We start from the raw sequence: 20,476 nt of genomic DNA, 5'->3' as shown, positions 1-20,476 counted from the left end.
CGGAAAAATTCGGAATCGCCCGCGAACATAGGTAGAATACGTTTTTAACCAGCTAACGAATCAACATGTCTGCCAGCGCAGTGAACGTGACTCCCGGGCGCAATGTCGTCGTCGTGGGAACGCAATGGGGTGATGAAGGCAAGGGCAAGATCGTCGACTGGCTGACGGACCACGCTCAGGGCGTCGTGCGTTTCCAGGGCGGTCACAACGCCGGCCACACCCTCATCATCGGCGGCAAGAAAACCATCTTGCGCCTCATTCCGTCGGGCATCATGCGTGAAGGCGTCGCCTGCTACATCGGCAATGGCGTTGTCCTGTCCCCCGAGGCACTGTTCAAGGAAATCGGCGAGCTGGAAGAGGCCGGCGTGAACGTGCGCGATCGCCTGTTCATCTCCGAAGCCACGACGCTGATCCTGCCGTACCACATTGCGATCGACCAGGCGCGCGAGGCGCGTAAGGGTGCGGGCAAGATCGGTACGACCGGCCGCGGCATCGGCCCCGCGTACGAAGACAAGGTCGGCCGCCGCGCGCTGCGCGTGCAGGACCTGTTCGACGCGAAGACCTTCGCCGACCGCCTGCGCGAAAACCTCGATTTCCACAACTTCGTGCTGACCCAGTACCTGGGTGGCGCGGCCGTCGATTTCCAGGCCACGCTCGACACGATGCTCGGCTACGCCGATCGCCTGAAGCCGATGGTGGCCGACGTGTCGCGCCGCCTGTACGACGCGAACAACGCCGGTCAGAACCTGTTGTTCGAAGGCGCGCAAGGCACGCTGCTCGACATCGACCACGGCACCTATCCGTTCGTCACGTCGAGCAACTGCGTCGCGGGTGCGGCATCGGCCGGCGCCGGCGTCGGTCCGCAGAAGCTGAACTACATCCTCGGCATCACGAAGGCGTACTGCACGCGCGTCGGCTCGGGCCCGTTCCCGAGCGAGCTGTACGACGCGGACAACCCGCAGCGCCAGGACCAGGTCGGCGTTACGCTGGCGAACGTCGGCAAGGAATTCGGCTCGGTCACCGGCCGTCCGCGCCGCACCGGCTGGCTCGACGCGGCGGCGCTGCGCCGCTCGATCCAGATCAACGGCGTGTCGGGTCTGTGCATGACGAAGCTCGACGTGCTCGACGGCCTCGATGAAGTCAAGCTGTGCGTCGGCTACAAGATCGACGGCAAGGACGTGGACATCCTGCCGCGCGGTGCGGCCGACGTCGCGCGTTGCGAGCCCGTGTACGAAACGTTTGCCGGCTGGAAGGAAAGCACCGTCGGCATCAAGGCGTGGGACGCGCTGCCGGCGAATGCTCAGGCATACCTGGCCCGTGTCCAGGAAGTGGCCGGCGTGCCGGTCGACATGGTTTCGACGGGGCCGGATCGCGACGAGACGATCCTGCTTCGCCACCCGTTCAAGGTGTAATTCTCAGCATGACGCAGCAAATCACGATGACGGCGGCAGACTTGATGACCGATCCGCGCAACGACGACAAGAACCTGTGGGTGGGCTGGGACGAATACCATCGTCTGATCGAGCTGCTTGCGCTCCAGGTGCATGCATCGGGCTGGAAGTTCGATCAGATCCTGTGCCTCGCGCGCGGCGGTCTGCGCGTCGGCGACCAACTGTCGCGCATCTATGACGTCCCGCTCGCGATCCTCGCGACGAGTTCGTACCGCGAAGCGGCCGGCACCGAGCAAGGCGAGCTCGACATCGCGCAGTACATCACGATGACGCGTGGCAACCTCGAGGGCAACGTGCTGCTGGTCGACGATCTCGTCGATTCGGGCGTCACGCTCGCGCGCGTGCAGGAGCACCTGAAGGAGCGCTATCCGGCGGTCAAGGCCGTGCGCTCGGCGGTGCTCTGGTACAAGGGTTGCTCGAAGATCAAGCCTGACTATCACACGCAGTATCTGCCGACGAATCCGTGGATTCATCAGCCGTTCGAAGAGTGGGACACGGTTCGTCCGCATAATCTCGAGGCGTGGATCAAGCGCGGTCGTGCGCAGCGCGACGGCTCGGGCGCGTAAGTGTCCGGCTGATCGAAGGAAAGCCTTGTACGGCGCCGCTTGCGGCGCCGTTTTTCATTGCGGCGCCGGGCCTGGTGGGTACCACAATCGGTCTTGACGGTAGGCAGACGTCGCGGCCCCGGCTATGATGGCAGCCCTGCCACAGCTCGCGCAGGATTGCATGCGCAGCGTGGATCACGTGGCTTCAGGGCAACAGGGCAGGACGGTTTTTCAGGGGGGCGCGAGTAGAATAGCGCTCGTTTTGTCCGAACCGGACCCGATTATTAAGCTTCATATGAACGACACGATCCAGGCGACCGACGCAGCCCATGCGCATTCGACGCACCAACACTCGATGCGGGCGCTTGCGATAGCGGCCATCGGCGTCGTGTTCGGCGACATCGGCACGAGCCCGCTGTATTCGCTGAAGGAGGCGTTCAGCCCCGCACACGGCATTCCGCTCACCGAAGGCTCGATTCTCGGGGTGATCTCGCTGCTGTTCTGGGCGATCATCCTGGTGGTCGGCATCAAGTATCTACTGTTCGTGATGCGGGCCGACAACAACGGCGAGGGCGGCGTGCTCGCGCTGATGGCGCTGTCGCTGCGGCCGCTCGACTCGAAAACCCGCGTCGCGGGCGCGCTGATGGCGCTCGGTATCTTCGGCGCGTGCATGTTCTACGGCGATGCGGTGATCACGCCGGCGATTTCCGTGATGTCGGCCGTCGAAGGTCTGGAGATCGCGACGCCGCACCTGTCCCATCTCGTGATGCCGATCACGATCGTGATCCTGATCGCGCTGTTCTGGATCCAGCGTCACGGTACCGCGATGGTCGGCAAGCTGTTCGGGCCGATCATGGTGCTGTGGTTCATCGCGATCGCGGCGCTCGGTGTGTATCACATCGCGCGCGTGCCGGGCATCATCGCGGCGATCAACCCGTATTACGCGGCGTCGTTCATGTCGGAGCATGTGCTGCAGGCTTATGTCGTGCTCGGTTCGGTCGTGCTGGTGCTGACCGGTGCGGAAGCGCTCTACGCGGACATGGGCCACTTCGGCGCGAAGCCGATTCGCCTCGCCGCATACGGGCTCGTGATGCCGTCGCTCGTGCTGAACTACTTCGGCCAGGGCGCGCTGCTGATCCAGAACCCGAAGGCGATCGAGAACCCGTTCTTCCTGCTGGCGCCGGAGTGGGCGCTGCTGCCGCTCGTCGTGCTGTCGACGGTTGCGACCGTGATCGCTTCGCAGGCCGTGATCTCGGGCGCGTATTCGTTGACGTCGCAGGCGATCCAGCTCGGCTACGTGCCGCGCATGAAGGTGCTGCATACGTCCGAGCTGGCGATCGGCCAGATCTACGTGCCGGTCGTGAACTGGCTGCTGCTGTTCGTGATCCTCTGCATCGTGATCGGCTTCAAGAGCTCCGACAACCTCGCCGCCGCGTACGGTATCGCGGTGACGGCGACGATGGTGATCACGACCGTGCTCGCGGCTGTCGTGATGGTGAAGGTATGGAACTGGAACCGGCTGCTCGTCGGCGCGATCATCGCGGTGTTCCTCGCGGTCGACCTCGGCTTTTTTGGCGCGAACCTGCTCAAGGTCGCGCAGGGCGGCTGGCTGCCGCTCGGCATCGGCGCGCTGCTGTTCTTCCTGCTGATGACCTGGTACAAGGGCCGCCACATCGTCAAGGAGCGTACGGCTGCCGACGGTATCCCGCTCGAGCCGTTCCTGCAGGGGCTGCTCGCGCATCCGCCGCACCGTGTGTCGGGTACGGCGATCTACCTGACCGGTAACGACAAGCTCGTGCCCGTCAGCCTGTTGCACAACCTGAAGCACAACAAGGTGCTGCACGAGCGGACCATTTTCCTGACGTTCGTCACGCGCGACATCCCGTACGTGCGCGACGACAAGCGCCTGAGTTCACGTGACGCGGGCGGCGGTCTGTACATCGTCAAGGCCGAATACGGTTTCAACGAGACGCCGGACGTGAAGGCCGTGCTCGAGGAATTCGGCCGCACGCACGACATGACGTTCGAACTGATGGACACGTCGTTCTTCCTCGCGCGCGAAACGGTCGTGCCGACGCATCTGCCCGGCATGTCGATCTGGCGCGAACGCGTGTTCGCATGGATGCATCAGAACGCGGCGAAGCCGACCGACTTCTTCTCGATCCCGGCGAACCGCGTCGTCGAGCTCGGCACCAAGATCGAAATCTGATCGGTGCACGGGCCGCATAGGCGGCCCACGCCGATCCGGCAACGCTTCTTGCCGAAGCCATGAAAAAGCCCGCCTTCCGGCGGGCTTTTTTTGGTGCGTCGACAGCCTTCGCGTGTTCAGCGTTTCAGCTTCGCGAACGCCGCAGCCATCGCGCCGGCCGGTTCAGGCTCGCGCGAACGCTGCGGGCGCGCCGCGCCGCGGCCGGCATTGCCGCGATCCTGGCCGCCGCGCGGCGCCATGCCGGGCGGGGCCGCTTCGTCGTCGAGGCGCATCGTCAGCGAAATGCGCTGACGCTTTACGTCGACGTCGAGCACCTTGACCTTGACGACCTGGCCGGCCTTCACGACTTCGTGCGGATCCTTGATGAACTTCGTCGACATCGCGGACACGTGGACGAGGCCGTCCTGGTGCACGCCGACATCCACGAATGCGCCGAACGCCGCGACGTTCGTCACGACACCTTCAAGCAGCATGCCCGGCATCAGGTCAGACACCTTTTCGACGCCGTCGCGGAACGTTGCGGTCTTGAATTCGGGGCGCGGGTCACGACCCGGTTTTTCGAGTTCGGACAGGATGTCGCGCACGGTCGGCAGGCCGAAACGTTCGTCAACGAATTCGGTCGGCGACAGGCCGGACAGCGCATCACGGCTGCCGAGCACGTCGTCGATCCGCTTGTTGATCTTCGCGAGGATCCGTTCGACGACCGGATAAGCCTCCGGGTGGACCGACGAGCGGTCGAGCGGATTCTCGCCGCCGTTGATGCGCAGGAAGCCGGCTGCCTGTTCGAAGGTCTTGTCGCCGAGGCGCGGCACCTTGCGCAGGTGATCGCGCGAGGGGAACGGCCCGTTCGCATCGCGGTAGTCGACGATGTTGCGCGCGAGCGTGGCGTTCAGGCCCGAGACGCGTGCGAGCAGCGCGACCGACGCGGTGTTCGCGTCGACGCCGACCGCGTTCACGCAATCCTCGACCACCGCGTCGAGCGAGCGGGCGAGTTCGCGCTGGTTCACATCGTGCTGGTACTGGCCGACGCCGATCGCCTTCGGCTCGATCTTCACGAGCTCGGCGAGCGGGTCCTGCAGGCGGCGGGCGATCGACACGGCGCCGCGCAGCGACACGTCGAGTTCCGGGAATTCCTTTGCGGCCAGTTCGGACGCCGAGTAGACCGACGCGCCGGCTTCCGACACGACGATCTTCTGCAGCCGCAGTTCGGGGTGCTTCGCGATCAGCTCGCTCGCGAGCTTGTCGGTTTCACGGGACGCGGTGCCGTTGCCGATGCTGATCAGCTCGGCCTGCGTCTGCGCGGCGATGCGCGCGAGCTTCGCGAGCGAGCCGTCCCAGTCGCGCCGCGGCTCGTGCGGGTAGATCGTATCGGTCGCGAGCAGCTTGCCGGTGCGGTCGACCACGGCGACCTTCACGCCCGTGCGCAGGCCGGGGTCGAGACCGATCACGGCCTTCGGGCCGGCCGGCGCAGCCAGCAGCAGGTCCTTCAGGTTGCGGGCGAACACGCGGATCGCTTCGGCTTCCGCCGTTTCGCGCAGTTGCGTGAGCAGTTCGTTCTCGATGTGCGGCTGCACCTTCACGCGCCAGCACCAGCGGCACACGTCGGACAGCCACTTGTCCGCCGGGCGGCTCTGGTTCGCGATCCCGAAATGGCGCGCGATCATCGCTTCGCCGGGATGCGGGATCTGCGCGTCGAGTTCCTCGCCGAGCCCGAGCTTGACGGTCAGCACGCCGGCATTGCGGCCGCGGAACAGTGCCAGCGCGCGATGCGACGGCACGGTGCGGATCGTTTCCGCGTAGTCGTAGTAGTCGCGGAACTTCTCGCCTTCCTCGTTTTCCTTGCCTTCGACGACCGCGGAGGACACGACGCCCTGGCTGTGCAGGTAGTCGCGCAGCTTGCCGAGCAGTTCGGCTGTTTCGCCGAATTGCTCGGACAGGATGTCGCGGGCGCCGTCGAGCGCGGCCTTCACGTCGGCGACGCCCTTGTCGGCATCGACGTACGCGGCTGCTTCCGTCTGCGGGTCGAGCAGCGGATTCGCGAGCAGCGCCTGCGCGAGCGGCTCGAGGCCGGCTTCGCGCGCGATCTGCGCGCGCGTGCGGCGCTTCGGCTTGTACGGCAGATAAAGGTCTTCGAGCACCTGCTTGCTGTCGGCCGCGTCGATCGCGGCGCGCAGTTCGTCGGTCAGCTTGCCCTGTTCGTCGATGCTCGACAGGATCGCCGCGCGGCGATCCTCGAGCTCGCGCAGATACAGGAGGCGTTCCTCGAGCTGGCGCAGCTGCGTGTCGTCCAGGTTGCCGGTCACTTCCTTGCGGTACCGGGCAATGAACGGAACGGTCGAGCCTTCGTCGAGGAGTTGCACTGCCGCCGCGACCTGGCGCGGCTGGACGGACAGTTCGGTGGCGATGCGCTGTACGATCTTGAGTGCTACGGTATCCGTCATGTCGTGGATGATCTGCCTGCTGAAATCGCGGCGCGGGCCGGCAGGCCGCGCGCCGCGGGCTGCAAGACGGGCCCGCCGGACCAGATGCCGCGGGTGAGTGAAGCGGGGCATTTTGCCATAAATGGCGGAGCGTCCAGCCGGGGGTGATAGAATTTGACACATGTCCCGCAGCTTTCCTACGACGTTGCCAACTTCCCGCATTTCTCTCGTCGCGCTCGGCGCAGCGCTCGCCGCGGCTTTGTCCGCCGGGTCTACCGTCGCGTACGCACAGGCATCGGGCGCCACCGCGCCGGACGCCGCAGTGGCCGCGCCCGTCGCCCCCTCCACCACGCAGGATTTTGACGCCCGTCAAAAAGTGCTCAATCAACGTTCCGCGGAAAACGATTATCGTTATGCCGTGGCGGAGCACGATTGTTACAGCAAGTTCTTCGTCAATCACTGTCTCGGCAATGCGCGCGACCGGATGCGTGAGGAGCGGGCGAGCATCCGTCAGGAGCAGCTCGCGCTCGACGACGAACAGCGCGCGGTGCGGGCGCAGCAGCGCGACCAGCAGCAGGCGTTGAAGCAGGCGCAGAATGCGGCGGAAGCGCCGCAGCGCGCGGCGAACGATGCGGCGAACGCGGCTGCGTTCCGCGACAAGCAGGAGCAGAATGCGCTGAAGCAGGCGCAGCGCGGCGCCGAAGGCCCGCAGCGCGCCGCGAACAAGCAGGCATACGACCAGAAGCAGGCAGACTTCCAGCGCAAGCTCGACCAGGCGCGCCAGCAGGGCGCGCAGAAGGCGCAGGAGCGGGCGGACAACGCCGCGCGCTACGAGCAGAAGCAGAAGGAAGCCGCCCAGCACAAGGCCGATGTCGAGCGGCGTCAGCAGGAAGCGGCCGACAAGGCCAAGCAGCAACAGCAGGGGCAGTAACGTGTTGGATTGATCCGGAGTCAGTCTCGTGCGTGCCGGCACGCCAGTCGGCGCGCTGCTTCGATGAGGAGGCGCATATGCAAAACCGTCCCACGGAACAGCAGCAGGAATTGCACAACCGTTTGGCTGCATTGCAGGAGCAGCACCAGCAGCTCGCTCGGGAGATCGAGCTGAAGGAAGGACACTCCGACATCGATGACATCACGCTGCACCGGCTGAAGAAGGAAAAGCTGGCGGCCAAGGACAAAATCATTTTGCTGCAATCGCAGCTGGAACCGGATAAGCGCGCCTGAGCGCGGCCTGGCAAGCGCCGGCGCCGCTCGGGCGCTGGACACAGGAACGCTTGCCTTGAATTCACCGATTGATGCCAAACCCGATTCCCGGCGTGACGCGTCGTCCGCCGGGCGCGTTCGTGCGCCCGAAGGCACCTTCGAGCTGAGCCGCAAACGCGTCGACGAACTCGACACGATCTTCGGCGACGGCGGATTGCTCGCGCGCGCGCTCGACGGCTATCACCCGCGTCAGTCGCAGATCGAGATGGCGCGCGCGGTCGCGTCCGCGATGGAGGCGTCCGCGCGCCGGATGCCCGAGCCGGAGATCTTCGAGACCCGCAAGCGGCCGGCGCGCCGCCTCGGCGAAGGCGACAAGGCGGCCGAATCCGCCGCGGAGGGTGTTGCGCCCGAAGCCGACGGCGACGCTGGCGACAATACGCTGATCGTCGAGGCCGGCACCGGCACCGGCAAGACCTATGCGTACCTGGTGCCCGCGATGCTGTGGGGCGGCAAGGTGATCGTATCGACCGGCACGAAGCACCTGCAGGACCAGCTGTTCCAGCGCGACATCCCGACCGTGCGCAACGCACTCGCGGTGCCGGTGACGGTCGCGATGCTCAAGGGCCGCTCGAACTACCTGTGCCATTACTACCTGCAGCGCACGGCCGACAACGGTCGCTTGCCGTCGCGCCAGGATACCGCGTACCTGCAGGAAATCGTCCGGTTCGCCAAGGTCACGAAGAGCGGCGACAAGGCCGAACTCGCGAGCGTGCCGGAGACGGCACCGGTGTGGTCGATGGTCACGTCGACGCGCGACAACTGCCTCGGCCAGGAGTGCCCGCATTACAAGGAATGCTTCGTGATGCAGGCGCGCCGCGAGGCCCAGCAGGCGGACATCGTCGTCGTCAACCATCACCTGTTCTTCGCGGACATCATGCTGCGCGACACCGGGATGGCCGAGCTGCTGCCGAACGCGAACACGGTGATCTTTGACGAAGCGCACCAGTTGCCGGAGACGGCCACGCTGTTCTTCGGCGAGACGCTGTCGACCACGCAGATCCTCGAACTTGCGCGCGACACGGTCGCGGAAGGCCTGAGCCATGCGCGCGATGCGGTCGAGTGGGTGAAGCTCGGCGGCGATCTCGAACGTGCGGCGCGCGACCTGCGTCTCGCGTTCGCGAACGACCAGATCGTGCGCATGTCGCTCGCGCAACTGGGCGACGATCACCCGATGTTCGCCGCGCTCGACGCGCTCGAAGTGGCGCTCGATGCGCTTGCCTCGGCGCTCGCGAGCCAGGCCGAGCGGGCGGAGTCGCTCGGCGCGTGCCTGCGGCGCGCACGCGAGCTGCAGGACCTGCTCGCGGGCTGGGTTGCGCCCGGCGCGGCGGAAGCGGCCGCGAAGGCCGATGCCGCGGCAGCCGGCGACAAGGCGGCCACCGACGACCCGAACGAGAAGGTGCGCTGGGTCGAAGTGTTCGCACATACCGTCCAGCTGCACGAGACGCCGCTGTCGGTCGCGCCGATTTTCGCGAAGCAGCGCGCCGGCGTGCCCCGCGCGTGGGTGTTCACGTCGGCGACGCTGTCGGTGCGCGGCGACTTCACGCACTACGCGGCCCAGATGGGCCTCAGCTCGCGGCGCTCGATGACCCTCGCAAGCCCGTTCGACTATCAGACGCAGGGCCTGCTGTATGTGCCGCGCAACCTGCCGCAGCCGTCGTCGCCGGCGTTTACCGATGCCGTGTTCGATGCGGCGTTGCCGGCGATCGAGGCGTCGGGCGGCGGCGTCTTCATGCTGTGCACGACGCTGCGCGCAGTCGACCGGATCGCGTCGAAGCTGCGCGATGTGATCGAGTCGCGCGGCTGGAACACGCCGCTGCTGGTGCAAGGCGATGCCAGCCGTACCGAACTGCTCGATCGTTTCCGTTCGTACGGCAATGCGATCCTCGTCGGCAGCCAGAGCTTCTGGGAAGGCGTCGACGTGCGCGGCGACGCGCTGTCGCTCGTTGTGATCGACAAGCTGCCGTTCGCGCCGCCTGACGATCCGGTGCTGGCCGCGCGGCTCGACGCGCTGACCAAGAAGGGCTTGAGCCCGTTCGCGGTTCACCAGCTGCCTCAGGCCGTGATCACGCTGAAGCAGGGCGCAGGCCGGCTGATTCGCGCGGAGACGGATCGCGGCGTGCTGATGATCTGCGACACGCGGCTCGTCGACAAGCCTTACGGTCGACGGATCTGGCAGAGCCTGCCGCCGTTCAAGCGCACCCGCGAGATCGCGGTCGTGCAGGACTTCTTCGACGAACATCGCGCGGCAAAGCGCGCGTGATCGCGCTGTTGCCTGCTGCGGGCGGCACCAACAAAAAACCCGGCTCGATGGCCGGGTTTTTTGTTGGTGCTCGGGCGTCGCTCAGAACTGCCACCACGACTTCTTCGTGCCGGGGCGCGAATGGCCGGTGATGTACGGGCTGTCCGGGAAGGTCCCCGCGAGCACGCGCTTCGTGTCTTCCGCGAGTTCCGGCTGGTTCAGCTTGCCGTACGACAGGATCATGATGTGCAGCGCGTCCTCGATCGCCGGCGCGCCCTTGTAGTCCTTGATCGCGAGCTGCGCGCGGTTGATCGCCGCGACATACGCGCCACGCCGATAGTAGTAGTCGGCCGCGTGCACCTCGTGCGAGGCGAGCGCGTTGACGATGTAGCGCATCCGGGCGGCGGCGTCGGGTGCGTACTTGCTCTTCGGGTAGCGGTCGACGACGACCTTGAACGCGTCGTACGATTCGCGCAGTGCCTGCGGATCGCGCTCGCTCATGTCCTGGCCGGAGAAGCGGCCGAACAGGCCGAGATCGTCGTTGAAGTGGATCATCCCCTTCAGGTAGTACGCGTACGGGATATCCGGGTGATCCGGATGCAGCTGGATGAAGCGGTCGACGGCCTGGTCGGCGGCTGCCGCTTCGTTGTCCTTCCAGTTGCAGTACGCGACGTTGATCTGCGCCTGTTGCGCGAAATGGCCGAACGGATCGCGACCTTGCAGCGATTCGAAATATTTCGCGCACTTGCCCCAGTCGCCGCCGGACAGTGCGTCCTGGGCCTCTGAGTATAATTTGTTGTTCGACCAGGTAGCCGTCTCGTCCTGCTTCTGCGGCAAGCCGTGGCAGCCGGCGATGAGGGCCGCGGCCGCTACCGCCGCAGCTCGGGCGGCGACGGTTTTGGCCGTACGTTTGGTCGAATTCATCATGCTCGCATGTCCTAGCTTCAAGTCTCGGTGACCCAGTCTAAATGACCCGTTCAAGTTCGCAGAATGCCCCGCAGGGCAAGTCAAATCGCGAAGATTATAGCCCAAGCGATCGGCCCGCCGACGCTGCGTCGGGGGATTCCCCCGATGACGATCTGGCTGCAGGCGCGATGCAGCCGCCTGTCGTGCCGTCCGCGGCGGTCGACGAGGCCCCGCGCGTCGTCGAAGTGCCGCTGTCGCTCGCGGGTGAGCGCCTCGATAAAGCGCTTGCCCAACTGTTCCCCGAATTCTCCCGCAGCCGCCTGCAGAGCTGGATCGAGGCGCAGCGCGTGCTGGTCGACGGCGCGCCGGCGAAGATCCGCCAGCCGGTGCCGCTCGGCGCAAGGATCGAGCTCGTGCCCGACCTGCTGCCGGAGCAGCTGGCGTTCACGCCGGAGCCGGTGCCGCTCGACGTGATCTACGAGGACGACGCGCTCGTCGTCATCAACAAGCCGGCGGGCGTCGTCGTCCATCCAGCTGCCGGCAACTGGAGCGGCACGATCCTCAACGGCCTGCTGCACCGCTACGGCGACGCGGCGGCCGGCCTGCCGCGCGCGGGCATCGTGCACCGGCTCGACAAGGAGACGTCCGGCCTGATGGTGGTTGCGCGCACACTCGCCGCGCAGACCGACCTCGTGCGCCAGCTGCAGGCGCGTACCGTGAAGCGCCGCTATTTCGCGCTCGTATGGGGCATGATGCCCGAAGACGGCACGATCGACGCGCCGATCGGCCGCGATCCGCGCGAGCGCACGCGCATGGCCGTCGTCACCGGCGCGTCGGGCAAGCCCGCGCGCACGCATTTCCGTACGGTTGACACATGCATGTGGCAACGTCAGCCGGTGTCCGCGATCCAGTGCGATCTCGAAACCGGCCGTACGCACCAGATCCGCGTGCACTGCGCGCATGTCGGGCATCCGCTGCTCGGCGATCCGGTGTACGGGCGCGCGCGCGGCAAGCGCTCGGTCGCGCCGCTGCCGGGCGGGTTCGCGCGGCAGGCGCTGCACGCCTGGCGGCTCGGCCTCGTGCATCCGGTCACGGGCAAGACGATGCAGTGGCGTTGCCCGTTGCCGGACGACATGAACGCGCTCGTCGCGGCGCTGGGCTTCGGGCAGGGCGACGAGGAATTCGACGATGAAGACGGTGTCTACGACGATGACGATTTCGCCGGCGAATATCAGGATCACGACGACGATTACGACGATGAGGAGGAGTGAGTGCCGATGACGAACCTGGCGCCGTTGACGTGGCAGGACTGCGTGCGGCCCGACTGGCAGGTGGCGCCGCGCGTGCGTGCGCTGATCACGACGCGCGACGGCGGCGTGAGCGAGGGCCCGTACGGGCGCTGGCAGGACGGCGCCGCGTTGCCGGGCGGGATGAATCTCGGCCTGCACACCGGTGACGATCCGGCCCATGTCGCCGCGAATCGCGCGCGCTTGCTCGCGCTGGCGGGCCAGTCGCGAGCGGCATGGCTCGAACAGGTTCACGGCGCGCGGATCGTGCGTGCGGACGAAGTGATCGAGGCCGCGCCGGGTGCCGAGGCGCTCGTGCAGGCCGACGCGAGCGTGACGGACCGCGCGGGCGCGGTCTGTGTCGTGATGGTCGCCGATTGCCTGCCGGTGCTGTTGTGCGACGCGCGGGGCCGGGCGGTAGGTGCCGCGCATGCTGGCTGGCGCGGGCTCGTGGCCGGCATCGTCGAGCAGACCGCGGCCGGCGTCGCGGCACTCGCCGGCGGCGCGACGGATGATCTCCATGCGTATCTCGGGCCCGCGATCGGCCCGCGGGCGTTCGAGGTCGGCGCAGACGTGCGCGAGGCGTTTCTCGACACGGCTCCGCAGTCGGAGCATGATGAGACGCGGCAAGCGTTCGTCGTGATCGACGGCGCGCCCGGCAAGTACCTCGCCGACCTCTACGCGCTTGCGCGCCTGCGCCTCGCGCGCGCAGGCGTGACGCACGTGAGCGGCGGGACCGCCTGCACGGTCACCGAACGCGCGCGCTTCTATTCGTACCGGCGCGACCGCGTGACCGGCCGCATGGCGGCGGCGATCTGGCTGGCCGATTGACTGCTGACCGCGCACGTGCGCGCGCGGCTTGGCTTGTTGCGCTGCGAAATCGGTTATTGCGATATTGGCGCGGCAATGCGGCGTTGCATGGACAATCGAATGAATAATCGCGAAGTCAAGTCAATCAAAATGTTTTATGTTTCGCCGGAAGCCTTGTCCAGCTTGTTTCGCGCGGATTATCTCCGAGCAGAAATGCTCGGTGGTTTGACGCAGTGCTTCACATGGGGAAAACGATAATGATAAAAATACCGCACTGCGGCAGAATCTGGAGACGCCTCTCCAGAGCATGACGGCCCGGCTCGCAGCCGGCACGCCGCGCGCGAGCAGGATTTCACGATTGACGCTCACGAATCACCGGTAAGGCAGGTAATGACAGCATCGAAAAATTCGTCGACGTCCGCTCAAGCGGGCACTTTCGCGGGCAGCACCGGATTCGACCAGGCTACCCAGCCGATGCAGCAGATGTTCGAGGCATGGCTGAACGCCTGGCGCGGTTTCGCCGATCCGGCGCGCGCTGCAACGGCGGCGACCACGGCGAATCCGTTCGCCGCATTCCAGTTCCCGACATCCGTGCCGTTCCAGATGCCGTCGATGCCCGATCTGGGCGCCTTCGGCGGCCTGGCTTCGCCGTTCGCGGGATTGAAGCTGCCCGTGGCCGCGATCCCGCCTGAACGGCTCCAGAAGCTGCAGGCCGATTATGCGCGCGACTGCGTGACGCTCATGCAGCAGGCCGCCGCCGCGAAGCTCGAGTCGCCAGAACTGAAGGACCGCCGCTTCAGCGCGGATGCATGGAAGGCGTCGCCCGCGCATGCGTTCGCGGCTGCGTGGTATCTGCTCAACGCGCGCTACCTGCAGGAACTGGCCGACGCGCTCGAGACCGATCCGAAGACGCGCGAACGCATCCGGTTCTCCGTCCAGCAATGGACCGCCGCGGCCGCGCCGAGCAACTTCCTGGCGCTCAATCCCGATGCACAGAAGTCGATCCTCGAGACGCAGGGCGAAAGCCTGCGGCAGGGGATGATGAACCTGCTCGGCGACATGCAGCGCGGCAAAATTTCGCAGACCGACGAATCGCAATTCGTGGTCGGCAAGAACCTCGGGTGTACCGAAGGCGCGGTCGTCTACGAGAACGACCTGATCCAGCTGATCCAGTACGCGCCGAAGACGGACAAGGTGTTCGAGCGGCCGCTCCTGATCGTGCCGCCGTGCATCAACAAGTTCTACATCCTCGACCTGCAGCCCGAGAATTCGCTCGTCGCGCATGCGCTGTCGAACGGCCATCAGGTGTTCCTCGTGTCGTGGCGCAACGCCGATGCGTCGGTCGCGCACAAGACGTGGGACGACTACATGAACGAAGGGTTGCTCGCGGCGATCGACGCCGTGCAGCAGATCAGCGGCCGCGAGCAGATCAACACGCTTGGTTTCTGCGTCGGCGGAACGATGCTCGCGACCGCGCTGTCGGTGCTCGCCGCGCGCGGCGAACACCCGGCCGCGTCGATGACGCTGCTGACCGCGATGCTCGATTTCACCGACACCGGCATCCTCGACGTGTTCGTCGACGAGGCGCACGTGCAGATGCGCGAGCAGACCATCGGCGGCAAGAGCGGCGCGGCGCCGGGGTTGATGCGCGGCGTCGAGTTCGCGAACACGTTCTCGTTCCTGCGGCCGAACGACCTCGTCTGGAACTACGTCGTCGACAACTACCTGAAGGGCCGCACGCCCGCCGCGTTCGACCTGCTGTACTGGAACAGCGACTCGACGAGCCTCCCGGGCCCGATGTACGCGTGGTACCTGCGCAATACCTATCTCGAGAACAAGCTCCGCGTGCCGGGCGCGCTGACCGTGTGCGGCGAATCCGTCGACCTGTCGCGCATCGACGTGCCGACCTTCATCTACGGGTCGCGCGAGGATCACATCGTGCCGTGGCAGACGGCTTACGCATCGACGTCGATCCTGACGGGCCCGCTGAAGTTCGTGCTCGGCGCGTCGGGCCACATCGCGGGCGTGATCAATCCGCCGGCGAAGAAGAAGCGCAGCTACTGGGTCAACGACAACGATCTGCCCGGATCCGCGGACGACTGGTTTGCCGGTGCGACCGAGCAGCCGGGCAGCTGGTGGACGACCTGGGTCGAGTGGCTCGACCAGTACGGCGGCCGCAAGGTGGCGCCGCCCGCCAAGGCCGGTTCCGCGCAGTTCCCGGTGATCGAGCCGGCGCCGGGCCGCTACGTGTTGCAGCGCGATTGACGAAAGACGGACAGCGGCGCACGCTGTCCGGTGCACCGCAGTTTTTTAACAGGGCCGGTAGCGATGCGCCGCGTCGTGCGGGCCTGGAGGAAAGGGAAATGACGGACGTAGTGATCGTATCGGCCGCGCGGACCGCGGTCGGCAAATTCGGCGGTTCGCTCGCGAAGATCGCGGCACCGGAGCTGGGGGCGACGGTGATTCGCGCGGTGCTGGAGCGTTCGGGCGTGAAGCCCGAGCAGGTGAGCGAAGTGATCATGGGCCAGGTGCTGGCGGCGGGCTCGGGGCAGAACCCGGCGCGCCAATCGCTGATCAAGGCCGGCCTGCCGACCGCGGTGCCGGGCATGACGATCAACAAGGTGTGCGGCTCGGGCCTGAAGGCCGTGATGCTGGCGGCGAACGCGATCGTGGCGGGCGACGCGGACATCGTGATCGCGGGCGGCCAGGAAAACATGAGCGCGGCGCCGCACGTGCTGCCGGGCTCGCGCGACGGGTTCCGGATGGGCGACGCGAAGCTGGTCGACACGATGATCGTGGACGGCCTGTGGGACGTGTACAACCAGTACCACATGGGCATCACGGCGGAGAACGTCGCGAAGGAATACGGGATCACGCGCGAGGAGCAGGACGCGTTCGCGGCGCTGTCGCAGAACAAGGCGGAAGCCGCGCAGAAGGCCGGGCGCTTCGATGCGGAGATCGTGCCGGTGTCGATTCCGCAGCGCAAGGGCGAGCCGCTGCAGTTCGCGACCGACGAGTTCGTGCGTCACGGCGTGACGGCGGAATCGCTGGCGGGGCTGAAGCCGGCGTTCTCGAAGGACGGCTCGGTGACGGCGGCGAACGCGTCGGGGCTGAATGATGGCGCGGCGGCGGTGCTGGTGATGTCGGCGCAGAAGGCGGCGGCGCTGGGCCTGACGCCGCTTGCGCGGATCAAGGCATACGCGAACGCGGGCGTGGATCCGAGCGTGATGGGCATGGGTCCGGTGCCGGCCTCGCGCCGTTGCCTGGAGCGTGCGGGCTGGACGCCGGGCGACCTGGACCTGATGGAAATCAACGAGGCATTCGCGGCGCAGGCGCTGGCGGTGCACAAGCAGATGGGCTGGGACACGTCGAAGGTGAACGTGAACGGCGGGGCGATCGCGATCGGTCACCCGATCGGCGCGTCGGGCTGCCGGATCCTGGTGACGCTGCTGCACGAGATGGTCAAGCGCGATGCGAAGCGCGGGCTGGCGTCGCTGTGCATCGGCGGCGGGATGGGCGTCGCGCTCGCGGTCGAACGTCCGTAACCGGGTCGTCGGTCACCGCCAAACCAATCCGTGCGCCGGCCGATTGCGGCTTCGGCCGGCGCACGTGAAGTCAGAGGGGGCCTCCGGCGGCTCTCGAAACCAAAAAATGGAGTGAGATTTATGTCTCAGCGAATTGCGTACGTAACGGGCGGGATGGGCGGCATCGGCACCAGCATCTGCCAGCGTCTGTCGAAAGACGGCTTCAAGGTGGTCGCGGGTTGCGGCCCGAACTCGCCGCGCCGGGTGAAATGGCTCGAGGAACAGAAGGCGCTCGGCTACGATTTCATCGCGTCGGAAGGCAACGTGGGCGACTGGGACTCGACCAAGGCAGCGTTCGACAAGGTCAAGGCCGAAGTCGGCGAGATCGACGTGCTGGTCAACAACGCGGGCATCACGCGCGACGTCGTGTTCCGCAAGATGACACATGAAGACTGGACGGCCGTTATCGACACCAACCTGACGAGCCTGTTCAACGTGACGAAGCAGGTGATCGACGGGATGGTCGAGCGTGGCTGGGGCCGGATCATCAACATTTCGTCGGTGAACGGCCAGAAGGGGCAATTCGGCCAGACGAACTACTCGACCGCGAAGGCCGGCATCCACGGTTTCACGATGTCGCTCGCGCAGGAAGTCGCAACGAAAGGCGTGACGGTCAACACCGTGTCGCCCGGCTACATCGGCACCGACATGGTGAAGGCGATCCGGCCGGACGTGCTCGAGAAGATCGTCGCGACGATTCCCGTGCGTCGTCTCGGCGGGCCGGAGGAAATCGGTTCGATCGTCGCATGGCTCGCGTCGAATGACTCCGGCTTCGCGACGGGCGCCGACTTCTCGCTGAACGGCGGCCTGCATATGGGCTGAACGTCTGGCTGCGCGCGCCGCTGCGGCCGCGCGGCCTGGCGTTTCCGAAGGCCCCCGCTTCCCGGATCCGGGAAGCGGGGATTTGTCACTTGCGCTACGCTGCACCGAAAGGCGTTACATGACTACTACAAAGAAAACGGCCGAGCGGCTCATCAAGAAGTACCCGAACCGCCGGCTCTACGATACCGAGACGAGCACGTACATCACGCTGACCGACGTCAAGCAGCTCGTGCTGGAACAGGAGGACTTCAAGGTCGTCGACGCGAAATCCAACGAGGACCTGACGCGCAGCATCCTGCTGCAGATCATCCTCGAGGAAGAGAGCGGTGGCGTGCCGATGTTCTCGTCGTCGATGCTGTCGCAGATCATCCGTTTCTACGGTCATGCGATGCAGGGCATGATGGGCACGTATCTGGAAAAGAACATCCAGGCGTTCATCGACATCCAGAACAAGCTCGCGGATCAATCGAAGAACCTGTACGAAGGCAACGCGATGAATCCGGAAGTCTGGTCGCAGTTCATGAACATGCAGGCGCCGATGATGCAAGGGATGATGACGAGCTACATCGAGCAGTCGAAGAACATGTTCGTGCAGATGCAGGAGCAGATGCAGAGCCAGGCGAAGTCGATGTTCAGCACGTTCCCGTTCAAGCAACCGGGCGCGCCGGAGCCGGAGAAGAAGTAACGCGTGCGCGGCAGGCCGGTCGCGGCGGCACCCGCCGCCCGACGCCTGGTTTGGCGCCGCGACACGCGGCTGTGCGATGCGGCTGATCGTGTGCCCGGGCACGACGATGGCCGCTGTCGCAAGATGTTGCCGACGGTCGCTCCTGATCGTCGGCACCGAATGCCCGTACCCTCGCGTGGGGACGGGCATGATCGTGATCTGGTCGCCCCGACCTCATCCAGACAGTCATCAGCGAATCGATACCCGGGCGTGTCGCGCCTCATGGCGTGCGTTTGTGCCATTGCGGCCGATCGCCGTTGCGTCGGGCCTTGTGATGACGGGCAGCGGCAAAGCGCCCGCGGTTCGCCGGCTTACCTCAGAGTGCCGGATCGAAATCCTGGTGATCGTCTGCGGGAGGAAGGTCGAGCACGAGCTTCACCGCGCAGTAGTTCGCTTTCAGCGAAAACACCCGGCCGATCACGAGGAACGTCTGCCGCGAATTCTCGAGTTCGACGAAGTCGCCCGGCTGCGGCACGTGGGCGCCCTGGTCATAGGAAAAACTGGTGCTGGTTTGCTCGCCGATGGTCTCGGCGGCGTGCTCGGTGAATTCGATCGTGATGTGGGTGGTCATGCGAACCCCATTGGGTAAGTGAAGGGAGCGGATGCAGCGATTTTCGCATAGGGGCGGAGTGAGGCCGGGGCGATTGTCGTGCATGACGTGCGGTGATCGTGCCCATCGTTTCATCATCTCGGTCTGAATGGGCTGGATCAGCCGCCGGTGGCGGTCCGATGCGGCTGCGTGCGCTGCGTATTGAGGGCGCCATCCACCGCGTCTTGATCGCCGGTTTTGCCTCGCTGACCCATAAATAGCTGTAAACTCACGCTTTTGCCGCCACGCCCCCCACATTCCAGATGTCCCAGTCCCCCAAAGTAGGCTTCGTGTCGCTTGGGTGCCCCAAGGCGCTCGTCGATTCCGAACAAATCATCACCCAACTGCGCGCCGAAGGTTATGAAATCTCCGGCACCTACGACGGTGCCGACCTCGTCGTCGTCAACACTTGCGGCTTCATCGACGAGGCCGTGCAGGAAAGCCTCGACGCGATCGGCGAAGCGCTGACCGAGAACGGCAAGGTGATCGTCACCGGCTGCCTCGGCGCGAAGTCGAGCGCCAGCGGCTCGAACCTCATCGAGGAAGTCCACCCGAAGGTGCTCGCCGTCACCGGCCCGCACGCGGTGGGTGAAGTGATGCAGGCCGTGCATTCGCATCTGCCGAAGCCGCACGACCCGTTCGTCGACCTCGTGCCGGCCGCCGGCATCAAGCTCACGCCGCGCCACTATGCGTACCTGAAGATTTCCGAAGGCTGCAACCACCGCTGCACGTTCTGCATCATTCCGTCGATGCGTGGCGACCTCGTGTCGCGCCCGGTCGCGGAAGTGATGCTCGAAGCGGAGAACCTGTTCAAGTCGGGCGTGAAGGAACTGCTCGTGATCTCGCAGGACACGAGCGCGTACGGCGTCGACGTGAAGTACCGCACGGGCTTCTGGAACGGCAAGCCGATCAAGACGCGCATGACCGACCTGGTCGCCGCGCTCGGCGAACTCGCTGCGCAGTACGGTGCATGGGTGCGCCTGCACTACGTGTATCCGTATCCGAGCGTCGACGAAGTCATTCCGCTGATGGCCGAAGGCCCGTTCAAGGGCCACGTGCTGCCGTATCTCGACGTGCCGTTCCAGCACGCACATCCGGAAGTGCTGAAGCGCATGAAGCGCCCGGCGAACGCCGAGAAGGTGCTCGAGCGCGTGCAGAAGTGGCGCGAGATCTGCCCGGACCTGACGATCCGCAGCACGTTCATCGCCGGCTTCCCCGGCGAGACGGAAGAGCAGTTCGAAACGCTGCTCGACTTCATCCGCGAGGCGGAACTCGATCGCGTCGGCTGCTTTGCCTATTCGCCGGTCGAAGGCGCGACGGCGAACGACCTCGACGGCGCACTGCCGGACGACGTTCGCGAAGAGCGCCGCGCGCGCTTCATGGAAGTCGCCGAGGAAGTGTCGGCGCAGCGCATCCAGCGCAAGGTCGGCAAGACCCTCAAGGTGCTGATCGACGAAGTCAGCGAGGAAGGCGGCATCGGCCGCACGGCGGCGGATGCGCCGGAGATCGACGGGGTCGTCTACGTCGAACCGGCGATGAAGGCGTCGAAGCGCTACAAGGTCGGCGATTTCGTGTCGGTGAAGATCACCGGCGCGGACGGCCACGACCTGTGGGGCGAGGTTTAAGCG

At 65.9% G+C, this 20,476-nt stretch carries 16 protein-coding genes; 13 read left to right on the top strand and 3 right to left on the bottom strand.

The window, feature by feature from the left end; translation table 11 throughout:
* Nucleotides 1-65: 65 nt before the first annotated feature.
* The 3 genes from ACT2FV_RS25655 (at nucleotide 66) to ACT2FV_RS25645 (ending at nucleotide 4,205) form a co-directional block, all read left to right on the top strand.
* Nucleotides 66-1,412: an adenylosuccinate synthase gene (locus ACT2FV_RS25655; RefSeq protein ID WP_124903547.1), complete on the top strand. Its 1,347-nt coding sequence runs from the start codon at nucleotides 66-68 to the stop codon at nucleotides 1,410-1,412.
* An 8-nt stretch (nucleotides 1,413-1,420) separates the two neighbouring features.
* Nucleotides 1,421-2,017, top strand: a complete 597-nt coding sequence (locus ACT2FV_RS25650; RefSeq protein ID WP_059604405.1) for a phosphoribosyltransferase — start codon at nucleotides 1,421-1,423, stop codon at nucleotides 2,015-2,017.
* Between the two features lie 274 nt (nucleotides 2,018-2,291).
* Nucleotides 2,292-4,205: a potassium transporter Kup gene (locus ACT2FV_RS25645; protein ID WP_124622663.1), complete on the top strand. Its 1,914-nt coding sequence runs from the start codon at nucleotides 2,292-2,294 to the stop codon at nucleotides 4,203-4,205.
* A gap of 116 nt (nucleotides 4,206-4,321) precedes the next feature.
* Here ACT2FV_RS25645 and ACT2FV_RS25640 read toward each other — a convergent pair whose 3' ends face one another.
* On the bottom strand, nucleotides 4,322-6,646 hold the full coding sequence (locus ACT2FV_RS25640; RefSeq protein WP_444505071.1) for a Tex family protein: 2,325 nt from the start codon (nucleotides 6,644-6,646) through the stop codon (nucleotides 4,322-4,324).
* 160 nt (nucleotides 6,647-6,806) lie between these two features.
* Between ACT2FV_RS25640 and ACT2FV_RS25635 the strand changes: the two genes are divergently transcribed.
* The 3 genes from ACT2FV_RS25635 to ACT2FV_RS25625 all read left to right on the top strand — a co-directional run bounded on the left by ACT2FV_RS25635 (nucleotide 6,807) and on the right by ACT2FV_RS25625 (nucleotide 10,148).
* Entirely contained in the window at nucleotides 6,807-7,556 is a 750-nt protein-coding gene (locus ACT2FV_RS25635) for a hypothetical protein (RefSeq protein ID WP_124622667.1), read from the top strand.
* Nucleotides 7,557-7,633: 77 nt separating this feature from the next.
* On the top strand, nucleotides 7,634-7,849 hold the full coding sequence (locus tag ACT2FV_RS25630) for a YdcH family protein (RefSeq protein WP_006755091.1): 216 nt from the start codon (nucleotides 7,634-7,636) through the stop codon (nucleotides 7,847-7,849).
* Nucleotides 7,850-7,904: 55 nt separating this feature from the next.
* Complete coding sequence (locus tag ACT2FV_RS25625) at nucleotides 7,905-10,148, top strand: ATP-dependent DNA helicase (RefSeq protein ID WP_444505070.1); 2,244 nt, start codon at nucleotides 7,905-7,907, stop codon at nucleotides 10,146-10,148.
* Between the two features lie 81 nt (nucleotides 10,149-10,229).
* Here the strand turns inward: ACT2FV_RS25625 and ACT2FV_RS25620 are convergent, their stop codons facing one another.
* Nucleotides 10,230-11,054 carry an outer membrane protein assembly factor BamD gene (locus ACT2FV_RS25620; RefSeq protein ID WP_059604424.1) on the bottom strand — a complete coding sequence of 275 codons (825 nt, stop codon included), beginning with the start codon at nucleotides 11,052-11,054 and terminating at the stop codon, nucleotides 10,230-10,232.
* Between the two features lie 41 nt (nucleotides 11,055-11,095).
* Between ACT2FV_RS25620 and ACT2FV_RS25615 the strand changes: the two genes are divergently transcribed.
* From ACT2FV_RS25615 to phaR, 6 genes are all read left to right on the top strand, one after another.
* A complete protein-coding gene (locus tag ACT2FV_RS25615) occupies nucleotides 11,096-12,304 on the top strand; it encodes an RluA family pseudouridine synthase (protein ID WP_059604426.1) in 1,209 nt (402 codons plus the stop codon).
* Between the two features lie 6 nt (nucleotides 12,305-12,310).
* Nucleotides 12,311-13,150 carry a peptidoglycan editing factor PgeF gene (gene pgeF, locus ACT2FV_RS25610; RefSeq protein WP_444505069.1) on the top strand — a complete coding sequence of 280 codons (840 nt, stop codon included), beginning with the start codon at nucleotides 12,311-12,313 and terminating at the stop codon, nucleotides 13,148-13,150.
* A 369-nt stretch (nucleotides 13,151-13,519) separates the two neighbouring features.
* Nucleotides 13,520-15,394, top strand: coding sequence for a class I poly(R)-hydroxyalkanoic acid synthase (phaC, locus tag ACT2FV_RS25605; protein WP_151051611.1), 1,875 nt, complete (start codon nucleotides 13,520-13,522; stop codon nucleotides 15,392-15,394).
* Between the two features lie 98 nt (nucleotides 15,395-15,492).
* Complete coding sequence (locus ACT2FV_RS25600; protein WP_108064708.1) at nucleotides 15,493-16,674, top strand: acetyl-CoA C-acetyltransferase; 1,182 nt, start codon at nucleotides 15,493-15,495, stop codon at nucleotides 16,672-16,674.
* Nucleotides 16,675-16,794: 120 nt separating this feature from the next.
* Nucleotides 16,795-17,535, top strand: coding sequence for a 3-ketoacyl-ACP reductase (locus ACT2FV_RS25595; protein WP_059606930.1), 741 nt, complete (start codon nucleotides 16,795-16,797; stop codon nucleotides 17,533-17,535).
* 118 nt (nucleotides 17,536-17,653) lie between these two features.
* Entirely contained in the window at nucleotides 17,654-18,220 is a 567-nt protein-coding gene (gene phaR / locus ACT2FV_RS25590) for a polyhydroxyalkanoate synthesis repressor PhaR (protein WP_124629398.1), read from the top strand.
* Between the two features lie 355 nt (nucleotides 18,221-18,575).
* On the opposite strand, the gene ACT2FV_RS25585 is transcribed toward phaR, so the two are convergent.
* Complete coding sequence (locus ACT2FV_RS25585; protein WP_059537455.1) at nucleotides 18,576-18,830, bottom strand: hypothetical protein; 255 nt, start codon at nucleotides 18,828-18,830, stop codon at nucleotides 18,576-18,578.
* Nucleotides 18,831-19,111: 281 nt separating this feature from the next.
* Here ACT2FV_RS25585 and rimO point away from each other — a divergent pair, with 281 nt between their 5' ends.
* On the top strand, nucleotides 19,112-20,473 hold the full coding sequence (gene rimO / locus ACT2FV_RS25580) for a 30S ribosomal protein S12 methylthiotransferase RimO (protein ID WP_151050565.1): 1,362 nt from the start codon (nucleotides 19,112-19,114) through the stop codon (nucleotides 20,471-20,473).
* Nucleotides 20,474-20,476 lie beyond the last annotated feature (3 nt).

The organism is Burkholderia sp. PR2 (assembly GCF_052372875.1).
In the GTDB taxonomy this organism is placed as follows: Bacteria; Pseudomonadota; Gammaproteobacteria; order Burkholderiales; family Burkholderiaceae; genus Burkholderia; species Burkholderia diffusa.
This window is presented reverse-complemented; position numbering and strand designations above follow the sequence as displayed.